This window comes from Chitinophaga sp. 22620 (assembly GCF_052044405.1).
In the GTDB taxonomy this organism is placed as follows: Bacteria; Bacteroidota; Bacteroidia; order Chitinophagales; family Chitinophagaceae; genus Chitinophaga.
The window spans coordinates 179,026-190,632 of record NZ_JBQEMV010000003.1 but is presented as its reverse complement, the minus strand read 5'-3'; the positions used below and the strand labels follow the sequence as shown (position 1 = coordinate 190,632).

Here is an 11,607-nt window from a genome sequence, read left to right as displayed (position 1 = left end):
TGCAGCCCTTTTTCTTTTTCATATCAATGATCTCAGGCGTTCAGTTTGTTCTTCAGCACCTGCATGGTTTCCCGCTGCCTTTTCTCTACGAACTGCTGGCCCTTTTTGGCCAGCTTCCTGGCCGCAGCAGGGTCTTTGGCCATGGCCAGCGCGGCGGGTCCGATTTTCGCCACGTCGGCCTCATTATCCATATCGAATAACCATTCCCCCAGGCCAATGTCGCGCCACATTACGCCTTTGCTGGTCTGCTCGTGAAAGCGGCCTACAATGGCGGGTATGCCATGGCCGATGCACATGATAGGGGTATGCATTTCCAGCCCGAACATGCCTGCAGAGCGAAGGTAGGTGCTTACGGCTTCGTCAGTGAGCCAGTAGCGGTCGCGCCACACTACTTTGCCTTTCACGTCTTCCGGCAGTTTATCGTACAATATTTCTTTGCCCAGTTTTACCTGTGTTTCGTCTTCCGGGCATATCAATATCTTCAGGGGCGTTTCCCGTACGATGGCGATGATGGCTTCCCGTATGGGGCGGTTGTCGTGCTCCTTCATCTCCTGGTTGCGGGCATCTTTTTTTTCGTCGAGGGGCCTGTTCTTGGACGGTAGTTCCCACCAGGGAGTGAACCGCTGGCGCGGGATCACACAAAGGAATTTTCCTGTTTCCAGGCCATGTGTTTTCATAAATGCTTCTGCGGCGGCATCATTGCGGAGGTCTACGGCAAAGGCGCCATCCGGGCAAAATTCCATGATGGGGCATTTAACGCCGTGGTCTTTTGCGAAGGCCAGTGAAATGGAATCGCGGAAGTAGGCGAACTGTGCTTTGGTAAGCAGTTCCACCTCGCTGGGGAAAGCCGCTTTTGCAGATTCGGAAGGCTCACCGTAATAGCCAGGGAAGGTGATACCGTAAACGCCGTAAGGTTTGCCGGTTTCTTCCGCCCAGCGTTGCACGTCTTTTCGCGCAGTCAGTGAGGGGCCGGAGCCGTGCAGCAAAAAGTCACATTCGGTGAAGGCGGTTTTTATTTCTTCGGGCGTTTGTACGATCTGCAGCTTGGGGAAACGTTTCATCAACATTTCTTTCACCCCGTTGTCTACGCTGGAAGGCCATAACCTCACGGCCGCTCCGGGGATGTGTTTTTCCAGCAGGGCGAGTACGCCGGGAGTGTGGCCGATGTCGCCGATGTTTACGGTTTGCCACGAGGAGCGCAGCAGGATGGTTTTCTGCTTGCCGGACCGGGCCAGTGCAGGAAGGCCTGCCAGCAATGCTATGAGGCCCGGTGTTTGTTGAAGGAAATCTCTGCGTGTATACATGAACGTTGTTTTTTGTTTTTATGATGTGGCAGGATACAGCAGCCTGCACCCGCCGGTTTTGATCCTTTTGTATTCCGGTGAACCGGTTGATGTGCCCCTAGTACCCGGTGTTCTGTTCCAGCATGGGGTTAGCGTCCATGTCGGACAGGGGGATGGGGAACAGTACATGGAAAGGCTCAATGGTGGCATTCCTGTTGTAACTGTTCTCGGCTTTTACGGCTTCCAGCAGTTTGCCGGTACGCACGAGGTCGAAGCGGCGGCTGCTCTCGAAAGCCAGTTCCAGCCTTCGCTCCAGCCAAACTGCTTCTTTGAATGCCTGGTAGCTCAGTCCTTCGAGGGGGGCCAGTCCTGCCCGGACGCGCACTTTGTTGATGGCCGTATAGGCATCAGCGGTAGGGGCGCCGTTGGCTTCATTACTGGCTTCGGCGTATATCAGCAGCACGTCCGCATATCGCAGCACGGGCCTGCTGGTGCCTTCGCCTCCGGTTGTTTTAGCGGTTCTGTCCCACAGCTTCTGAAAAGATACGGCTTTGGCGGGATCAGGATCTGTGATTGACAGATTGGTGGTAACGCCGTTGAAGGTATAGGAGGTCATGAAGGTGACCGCTTTCCGCTGATCGTTAGCCGCGTATAAGTTAAAGAGGCTTTCCGTGGGCCGCGCAATGGCGGAGCCGCCGCCTGCGAAAATGGGGGCTGCGCGGGGGCCGTAACCTCTTCCCTGGCCGTGACCGTACACATCCGTAAGATATTGTACTTCCAGCATGTTTTCTTTGCCGCCGCGCGCGGTGAGCGCAAAGGCGTCCGAGAACTTATCGTACAGGCTGTATACGCCCTGGTCCATCACTTCTTTGGCCTTCGCGGCGGCCTGCGCCCAGAAAGGCGAGCCTTTTTCCGTACCGGCGCGCGTGAGGTACACCTTGGCCAGCAAACCTTTGGCGGCGCCGGCGGTCACCCTGCCCGCGTCAGCAGGGGGATAACTGTTGGGCAATACGCTTTCGGCCTCCGTGAGGTCTTTTTCTATCTGCGCATATACTTCATCTACCGGTTTGCGGGGAATGGCCAGCCCTTCCAGCGATGCGGTTTCGGTAGTGGTGATGGGCACAGCGCCATAGGTGCGCACCAGGTTAAAGTAATGAAGGGCGCGCAATACTTTGGCTTCGGCGATATACCGCTTCTTCAGGTTCTCGTCCATCGGAATGCCCGGCAGGCGGTCTATCACCGTGTTAGACCGGTTAATGCCTGTATAGGCGCCTGCATAGATATTGATGAAAGAATTGGAAGGAGTGAGGTTATACCGCCATATCAGCACACGGTCTGCCGCCCCGGACAGGAAAGGCACGGCATCGTCCGTAGTTACCAGGTCAGGGAAGGGATCGAGCACGCCCATGTTTTTGTAACAGGCGCCCAGCGCGGCTTTAGCGTCTTCGGCGGTTTTGTAATAGGTGACGTTGGTGAGATTGGTGACAGACGCAATGTCCAGCTGCTTTTCACAGGCTGTTGTTACGATCAGGAGCGCCGCCAGTACATATCTTGCTTTCATAATCAATCGCATAAAAGATTAAAATTTCAGGTTAATGCCGGTCAGCAGCGTTTTGGCTGCGGGATAGGTGCCATAGTCGAGCCCCTGGCTGAGCGAGGAGCTGCCGAAGCGGTTCACTTCGGGATCGTACCCTGTATAATCGGTAATGGTGAACAGGTTCTGGGCCGCCACGTATATTTTCAGCGAGTTGATGGAGAAGCGGCTTAACCACGATTGCGGCAGGTTATACCCGAGGGAAATATTCTTGAACCGCAGGTAGGAACCGTCTTCCACCTGGAAGCTGCTCAGCACCCGCGAGCCACCGGCTGAATTGGCGCGGGGAATGGTGTTGCCGGGGCGTTCCGGCGTCCATCGGTCCAGTACACGGGCGCTCTGGTTGTTGCCGCTGGTCAGGTTCAGCAGGTCAAAGTTGCCGTAGTTCAGTATCTCATTGCCGTAATTGCCCTGCACAAAGATGTTCAGTTCAATTCCCTTGTAAGTAAACGTGTTATTGAGGCCGCCGAAAAAATCCGGGTTGGAGTTGCCGATAATATCGCGGTCGTTATCATTGATCACCCCGTCTGCATTCCGGTCTTTATAACGGATGTCGCCCGGTTTGGCGGTTTTCTGCGCGGAAGCATCTATTTCTGCTTTGCTCTGGAAAATGCCGTCCACCACCAGGCCGTAGAAGTTGCCCAGGGAGCTGCCTACCCGCAGCAGTATGGGGTTAATGGTGGTATTGAACAGCACGGCGTCCACGCCGGTGGTGAATTCTTTCCGCCCGTCCAGCCGCAGCACTTCGTTGCGGTTAAAGGTGATGTTGAATTCAGATGTCCATTTAAAATCATGATGGTCCACGTTCACGCTGGCCAGCGACAGCTCAATGCCCCTGTTGCGCACGCTGCCGATATTTTTCAGGTTGGTGCGGAAGCCTGAGGAAGTGGGCACGCTTACGGAGAAGAGGAGGTCGGATGTGTTTTTGCTATAGTAATCCGCCGTGAGCTGCAGGCGGTTTTTAAAAAAAGCCAGGTCTATACCTGCGTCGAACTGGGCGTTCTTTTCCCAGCGCAGATCAGGATTGGCGATGCCGGCCGTGTTCGAGGCCGCTTGTAAAGCGCCGCCCAGTACGTATTGTGAGGTGGCGATGTTGGCGAGGTATTGATAATCGCCGATCTCCTGGTTGCCGGAAAGGCCGTAGCTCACGCGTACTTTGGCATCGGAAAGGAAGGTCTGTTTCTGCATGAAGCTTTCGTTCATCAGTTTCCAGGCCAGTGCGCCGGAAGGGAAGATGCCGAACTTTCTTTGCGGGCCGAAGCGGCTGGAACCGTCGCGCCGCGCCGTGAGCGTGAGCAGGAAACGGTCGTCGAACCCGTAGTTAATACGGGCGATGTAGGAAATGAGTTTCCAGTTGCTGGCGTCGGAGCTGGGGGCTACCAGCGTGGAGCCTGCCTCCAGGTTGTTATACTGCGCAAAGTCGTCGGAGAAGGTCCTGGCCCGGGCTGTGGCATTTTCGGTGCTCCGGCCCTGGATGGTGTAACCGAGCAGTGCATTCAGCTGGTGGATGTTGCCGAGTTTGCGGGTGTAGTTCAGCGTATTTTCATTCAGCCAGTTGATGCTCTGTGAGCTGGCTACAGAAGCGGCGCCGCCCTGGCTGGCGCCTGCGAGGGCCAGCCGCGTTGTGTACGCGTTCGTTTTGGCGCTTTGCAGATCCGCCCCCAGGCTGACGCGGAAGTTGAGGCCTTCTATGATGTGATAGTCCAGGTAAGTGTTGGCCAGCAGGCGCAGCATTGAACTTTTATTGGTGATCTCATTCGTTATGGCCAGCGGGTTATCCACTCCGTAACCGTTCAGTGAGCCCTGGTTTTTATAGTAGGTGCCGTCTTCATTGAACACTTTGAACGTAGGCGAGTAGCTCAGCGCGGAGCTGGTAACGCCGCCGCCTTCCGTGCCGTCCACATCCGTTTTGGCATTGTCGCTCTGGGTGTAGGCGCCCTGCATGGAGAGGCCTGTCTTTACGCGGGAAGTAATGTCGTTATTGAGGTTGGCCCGCAGTGTATACCGCTTAAAACCCGAATTACGGATGATGCCCTGCTGATCGTAATACCCGGCGGAAATGGCGTACCTGGAGCGGTCGGAACCGCCGCTCACACCCAGCTGATGGTTTTGGATGGGCGCGTTTTGCATCACTACATCCTGCCAGTCTGTGCCCTCGCCGAGCGTTTCCGGCAGCGGCCTTTCTGCGGAGCTGCCGTTGAAGTAAGGCGCGGCCCCGTTATTGGTGAGCGCTTCATTCACAAACAGCGCGAACTGCTGCGCATTGAGCAGTGGGATGGTCCTGCGGACGGACTGAGTGCCGTAATACCCGTTATAGGTCACCACGGCCTTACCGGACCTGCCCTGTTTGGTGGTGACCATCACCACGCCGTTAGACCCCCTGGAGCCGTAAATAGCGGTGGCAGAGGCGTCTTTCAGTATCTCGATGGATTCCACATCGTCTGAATTGATAGAGTTGAGCCCGCCGGATACCGGGAAGCCGTCGATCACATATAAAGGATCGTTGCCCGCGTTCACCGAACCCGAGCCGCGTATGCGGATAGTGGCGGCGCCTCCGGGCCGGGCGGAGTTAGTGACCACCTGCACGCCTGCGGCGCGGCCCTGCATGGCCCTGTCGAGCGAGGGAATAGGCGTGGCTTTGATGGCGGATTCACCCACTTTGGTGACCGCGCCGGTAAGGTCGCTTTTCTTTACCGTACCATATCCCACCACTACCGTCTCATTCAGGCTGCTGGCCGCTTCTTTCAGGGTGATGGCCGCTGCGCCGCTTCGCGCCGGCAGTTCCTGCGGCTCAAAGCCGAGTGAGCTTACAACGAGCACAGCGCCGGTGCGCACGCCTTTGAGGGAAAAGTTGCCTTCCCCGTCCGTTTTAGTACCATGCATGGTGCCTTTTACCAGCACTGTAGCACCCGGCACCGGCATGCCTTTGGCGTCGGTCACTTTGCCCGAGGCGGTGATGAGCGTGTCCGCCACCGGGGGCGGAGGAGGCTGCGGCGGGTTGCCGGAGGGCCTGCGTTTGATGATGATGCTGTTGCCTTCCATGGAATAAACCAGCGGCTGGTTGCGCACGCAAAGGTCCAGCACCTGCTGCAGCGAGGCGTCTTTCACCGTGAAGGTGACCGGGGCCGTGTTTCGCAGCACTGTTTCCCCGTATATGACGGACACGCCCGTGCGCGCCGTGATCTCCTTGAACAGCTTTTGCAGCGGCACATTTTTTACAGACAGCGTGAGTTGCTGTGAAAGACCGGTTGCACTTACATGCATGCATGTAACGAACAAGATGAATGCAGTGATCTTCATAACTTTGCACAACGTGGTTAAAAGCCTGCGGAAGCGCAGGGCTTTTTCATTAGCATTAAAATACATACTTTAGTGGTGTTTGGTAGTCTTACAATAGTCGATCTCAGATTAACGGGAATACCAGATACTGCCGGGAGTGTTGCAACCACTTCCGGTTTCTTTTTATTCCCGATAGATACTTACTTACAATTTTCTTTTCTGACACGAGGAGAGCATGTGGTTGAGCATTCTCTCATAACGGAATTTTTTTTACGGCAATACCAGTATTTTTCTGTCTTCAATTTTCAGATGATTAAAGCCGTTTCCTTCCAGTAAATGCAAAACAGCCTCCAGGCTCATGTTGCGGCTGATGGCGCCGCCGTATAACTCAGAACTGGGCGTAACAGTGTACACCACTTCCACATCATACCAGCGCGACACTTCTCTCAGAATAGTCTGCAGGTCCATATTATCAAACAGGAACAGGCCGTTCTTCCATGCAATAACTTTGGTTGTATCAGCTTGCTGTATAGTGATGTGATTGTTTCCACCGTTCAGCACCGCTTGTTGCCCGGGGCGGAGCAGGCGGGTGGCGCCGGCGTTTTTGACCTGTACGGCGCCGTTCAGCAGGGTGGTGTTCACCACATTTTCATCAGGGTAGGCCATAACGTCGAATCGGGTGCCCAATACCTGTACTTCCATGCTGTTTACTTTCACTATAAAGGGCTGCGAGGGCGCCTGCGCAATTTCAAAATACCCCTGGCCCTTTAGTTCCACCACTCTTTGGCCGCCGTTGAAGGCGGTGGGGTAGTGGAGGGAGGAGGCGGAGTTGAGCCATACCCTGCTGCCGTCAGGGAGGGTGAGGCGGAACTGCCCGCCCCTGGGCGTGGCCAGTGTGTTGAATTGTATGCTGCCGCTTTTTGCTTCCGCGGTATAGCGCAGCTGTCCTTTGCTTTGCCGGATGCCCTGGCCTATCTGCCGTTCGCCCGCACTGTCCAGCGGCACTACGGTGCCGTCTGCCAGGATGAGGGTGGCTTTGGTATGGCCAGGTGCGGCGGCGGATGCTGTGGCGGTTCGGGGGGTTGGTGCGGCAGGCCGCCTGCTGTTCAGCATAAATAATAACCCTGCTCCCAATACAGCCAATACCGCTGCGGCCGCTGCTAACCGGTACATCGGGATACGTTTGCGCTCGGCACGCCGCGCCCGGCTGAGGATAGCATCGGCCATTTCCTGCTCTTTTTCCGGCGGCAATGCCGGGTGGTGCTCGTTTTCCAGGAGGCGCTGCACGGCATCGGGGAGGCGGTGGTCCTGGTCTTTGACCAGTTGCAGGAACTCTTCCGCTTCCGCGGGGGTAAGCGTACCGGAAATGTATCCTTTGAGCAGTATGTCGAATCGTGTTGCCATGTGTTACTTATAAAGACACATTTAAAAAGCGGGACTACTAGTCGGGAGGAAGAAATTTTTTGGGGGGGGGAAGTGGGCCCACCCGGCGGGGTGCAACGCCGGGCGAAGCGGGCAGATCAATGAGGAGCATCCGGTCGCCCGCAGTTCCCCAAAAGGAAATTTTATTACAAGGCAGATCAGCATCCGGTTCCGGAAACCATGTTTGTTGCAAGAAAGTTTCGATCACGCAGACGGCCAGCACCAGCCCGGATTCAGGCGAAACGAGGGCCGCATCTGGGTTCCCGGAAGCCGTGTTTGTTACAGGAAAGCTTCGATCACGCAGACGCCCAGCACCAGCCCGGTGGCGGCCCGTTCCAGGAAGTGGCGGATGTTTTGCAGGGCCTGCGCCAGGGAGTTGCGCACGGTATGTTTGCTGATGTTCAGCTGTGCCGCAATCTCATCCTGCTTTAACCCTTTTTCTTTACTGAGCTGATAGATGAGGCGCTGGCGGGTGGGCAAATGGGCAATGGCCTGGCGCAGCACCGAACGCGATTCCTTGCGCAGCAGCGCCTGTTCCGGGTTGTCTGCCGGTTCACTGAAATAGTTGAGCAGGGCGGTAGTGAACTGCAGGTTGTGCGATCCTTTTCTCAGTTCGTTAAGGATGTGGTTGCGGGCGTTGATGAAAAGGTAACCTTTCAGGTTCTCCACTCCGGGAAGGGCCGCCCTGTTGAGCCATATTTTGAGGAAGATCTCCTGCACCATGTCTTCCGCCAGTTCGGCGGATTTGGTCATTAGTAAAGCCACATGATAAACATGGTGGCTGTAGGTATGAAAAAACTCGCGGAATGCGGATTCGTCTCCTTCGGAAAGGCGCAGGAGCAGTGGATCCGTATGATGTGTGCTGTTGTTTTTCATAACTGTGGCAGGGTAAATTTAGCTAAAATATCAGATTTTACGAGTAGTGCCGGTATATTAAGCTTACCCTGCCCGGGAGAGATATTTTGATAATACAGCGATTATGCGTTTTTCCATGGCCTGTGCATATCTTTCATCCGCGCTTTCGCTGTCAGTTTCATGGTCTTCATCAAATTCACCGTATTCATCATCGTCGTAGTCTTCAAAGTCTTCACGGACCGGCCTATGGCAGCATCATCACTGTAATAATGATTGCGCATGCCCGATGCGGAAATGTTCTCCGTCTTTTCGGTTCTGAAGATGGCCGTAAATATTCCAGCAGCTCCGTTTTATTTTCATGCACGATGATCCCGCTGGGACTATATTAAAGCCTTTATTACCGTGTGTTTCCGGGCACTTTTGGAGTGGTGTAACCTTTTTTGTTACCTCGCTGGAATGCCTTATTTTACTGGGGTTTGCAAAGAACTGGCTGAGGATCAAAGGTACGGAAGTTCGGGATGCGAATTAGAGTAAAAGGCAACAAAAATAATGTTTATGTGCATACTTTAAATCCCTTGCAAGTCCAGCAATGGTAAAACTTTCATCTCTTCTCAGTTACTTAAACAACATTGCAGAATTTATCATCCGCATTTTGCAATTATATTTATTTTCACTACATTAATATTTATAATCCCTAACCCAATACTATTATTGATGAAAAATTACATCATTTTCTCAGTTTTAATTATAATAGGTCTTACACTACTTTTACTTCAAACAAAAGCGTTGCCAAATTCCTTTTGGTATAATACATTAGGGAATGTTTCTAATACTATGCTAGTTGGAGGGACTCTTTCGTTATTGTATAATCTATTAATAAAAAAAGATGATGAAAATAATTTAATGCAAATGCTAAGAATTTCATTTTCCGTTCATGATTCAGGCTTAAAACAGATCTTGACAAATTCTGCTGATTATCGTTTTTCAGATCTTTTAGGAAGTGCCGAATTATTTGTTGCTGTTATGAACGATGGACTGCGTTGGATTGGCAATCATTCTCCAGACATAGAACAACGGTTTAATAGGAAAGGTTCCATGACGGAGTTTTTCTTTGTAGATCCTCAAGGAGTATTTTGTGATCCATTAGCAAAAAAAACCGATGTTACACTAGCTCATCTTCAACAAAAAATAGATCAGACAATTTCTTTGATTAATAGTACATACGACCGCAGCCAAAAGCAAGGCTCTTTAAGAGTATACTACTTGAAAAATTATCCTACACAATCGATTTTTCTAACCGAGGATAGAATTATTGTAACTCCTTATCAGATCGCTTCAGGAAGAAATATTATTCCTTTGTTTGAATATGAATATAAAGTAGGAAACAAATCAATCGGGTATCATATTTCAAATGATATAGAGAATGTAAGAAGAGAATCTCAGCTTATAGTTGATAAAAGAGGCGTTTAAGGTCTGAGAGGTTTAAATGAGTTTAGAATTATACCATGGATAATACTTTTGACTTTAAAATAGCTTCAGTTAATAGAGATTTACGTCTATGTATTATTGAGAATTCAATCTTTGTCGAAGAACTGGCATCCAGAGTCCTCGGAAACATCTTAAATATAGACTGGAAAACCTCAAGGTCATTTGGACATGCTTCTACTTCATTAAGCTTTTTTCAAAAACTTCAGTTAATTCAAGACATAAAAGGCATAGAGAAAGATGAGTTAAAAAAACTAACTTGCTTGGCAAATATAAGAAACAAATTTGCCCATGTGTCGGAGATAAATTGTTTTAAAAAACTGTTTTCTGAATCAAGCGTAGGTAAGGAAATTCAGAAATGTTTTTTAAACTGGTATTTTGATAAGGACGGATATGTAGGCATCCATCCCGCAAAAGTAGAATTCGTTAATCGACTTTGCTTTTATTTGCTTGTAAACGATGTCATTAGTATCTTAATAAGAATAAGCGACACGCACTTATTCAATATGGGCGTTCACGAAGGGAAAAGAGAAGTGCAAGAACAACTGCTTATAATCTGCATGTCGGTTCTTCCTGATAAACAACGAGAAGAAGTTATTGAAGCTCTTGAGAAGAAATTTGTTGCAACTGATACGCATAGTTAAATGACTGTTTCCCCAAACTATGCCGCTAATTTCGCAAAGAAGTCGGTTAACTACGGCATTCTAGGGGAACTACAGTTCACCCAAATATTTCAATCAAAAGAAGTAAGATGATTAAGTATCGGTCATTTTATAAATCACAAAGTAATGCAATTAACCATGAAGTCAACGTAGGACGCTTTAAATCCTTCGGAAACTTTACGTTATTAAGAGTTATTTCTTCAGAAAGCCACGCACTTCTTCTTCATTCAGTCCGGTGAGCTGGCAAAACTCAGCAACAGAAATATACTGTCCTTTCTTCTTGCCCAGGCTTTCACGGATCTTCTGCAACAAAAGCCGTGAGGTCCGCTCGCTGCGGCCAGTGATGTTTTGTACGTCACGCGCGAAAATCACTATGCGGTTGGGTATCATTTTCTGCATAATCGGCAGGTTCGGAATGAGAATTTTTTTACTATGGAACACCGATGTAGTTTGGTGTCGTAAAGCAATTTACGGCATCGCGCGCGAGATGCGACAGACTAACGGGCATGGCTATGCATTTTGCCCTATTATTCACTAAAATCGTATAACATGGCAAGACAAACGGGGCTCATCAAACTGAAGGGCAGCATCGGCAACATGACGTTTTACTCTACCGTGGCCGGAGACCTGGCGCGCCAGAAAGGCGGTGTAGACGCGGAGCGCATTGCGAACGATCCCGCCTTCCAGCGTACGCGTGAGAACGGTTCCGAGTTTGGCCGCGCCGGACGTGCCGCGCGCCTGCTGTATACCGCCCTTCGCGGCCTGATCGCCGAAACCGCCGACAGTTACATGTACGGCAGGTTGGTGAAGGAGTTCATGAAAGTGATCCGCGCCGATGCAACCAATCCCCGCGGCCAGCGGAACGTGATCGACGGCGAAGCGGAGCTGCTGCAGGGTTTTGAGTTCAATACACGCGGAAGGCTGAGAACCACATTTTATGCCCCGTACACCTCAGACATCGACCGGACGGCAGGCACAGCCTCGGTAGACATACCGGCTTTCGTACCGGCAACAAGGATCGTAGCGC

The 11,607-nt window shown here is 51.6% G+C and carries 8 protein-coding genes; 2 read left to right on the top strand and 6 right to left on the bottom strand.

Features of this window, described 5'->3' with window-relative positions:
- Positions 1 to 32: 32 nt before the first annotated feature.
- The 5 genes from ACTJIK_RS16160 to ACTJIK_RS16140 form a co-directional block, all read right to left on the bottom strand.
- Positions 33 to 1,304 (bottom strand): polysaccharide pyruvyl transferase family protein, encoded by a 1,272-nt coding sequence (locus tag ACTJIK_RS16160; RefSeq protein ID WP_440647899.1) that lies wholly within the window; start codon positions 1,302 to 1,304, stop codon positions 33 to 35.
- A 97-nt stretch (positions 1,305 to 1,401) separates the two neighbouring features.
- Positions 1,402 to 2,844, bottom strand: coding sequence for a RagB/SusD family nutrient uptake outer membrane protein (locus ACTJIK_RS16155; protein WP_440647897.1), 1,443 nt, complete (start codon positions 2,842 to 2,844; stop codon positions 1,402 to 1,404).
- Positions 2,845 to 2,862: 18 nt separating this feature from the next.
- Entirely contained in the window at positions 2,863 to 6,177 is a 3,315-nt protein-coding gene (locus tag ACTJIK_RS16150; RefSeq protein WP_440647895.1) for a TonB-dependent receptor, read from the bottom strand.
- Positions 6,178 to 6,426: 249 nt separating this feature from the next.
- Complete coding sequence (locus tag ACTJIK_RS16145) at positions 6,427 to 7,560, bottom strand: FecR family protein (protein ID WP_440647893.1); 1,134 nt, start codon at positions 7,558 to 7,560, stop codon at positions 6,427 to 6,429.
- 297 nt (positions 7,561 to 7,857) lie between these two features.
- Positions 7,858 to 8,454, bottom strand: coding sequence for an RNA polymerase sigma factor (locus ACTJIK_RS16140; protein ID WP_440647891.1), 597 nt, complete (start codon positions 8,452 to 8,454; stop codon positions 7,858 to 7,860).
- Positions 8,455 to 9,147: 693 nt separating this feature from the next.
- On the opposite strand from ACTJIK_RS16140, the gene ACTJIK_RS16135 reads away from it, so the two are divergent.
- On the top strand, positions 9,148 to 9,903 hold the full coding sequence (locus ACTJIK_RS16135; RefSeq protein WP_440647889.1) for a hypothetical protein: 756 nt from the start codon (positions 9,148 to 9,150) through the stop codon (positions 9,901 to 9,903).
- Between the two features lie 35 nt (positions 9,904 to 9,938).
- Positions 9,939 to 10,562 carry a hypothetical protein gene (locus ACTJIK_RS16130; protein ID WP_440647887.1) on the top strand — a complete coding sequence of 208 codons (624 nt, stop codon included), beginning with the start codon at positions 9,939 to 9,941 and terminating at the stop codon, positions 10,560 to 10,562.
- Positions 10,563 to 10,772: 210 nt separating this feature from the next.
- Here ACTJIK_RS16130 and ACTJIK_RS16125 read toward each other — a convergent pair whose 3' ends face one another.
- A complete protein-coding gene (locus tag ACTJIK_RS16125) occupies positions 10,773 to 10,979 on the bottom strand; it encodes a hypothetical protein (RefSeq protein WP_440647885.1) in 207 nt (68 codons plus the stop codon).
- Between the last annotated feature and the right edge of the window lie 628 nt (positions 10,980 to 11,607).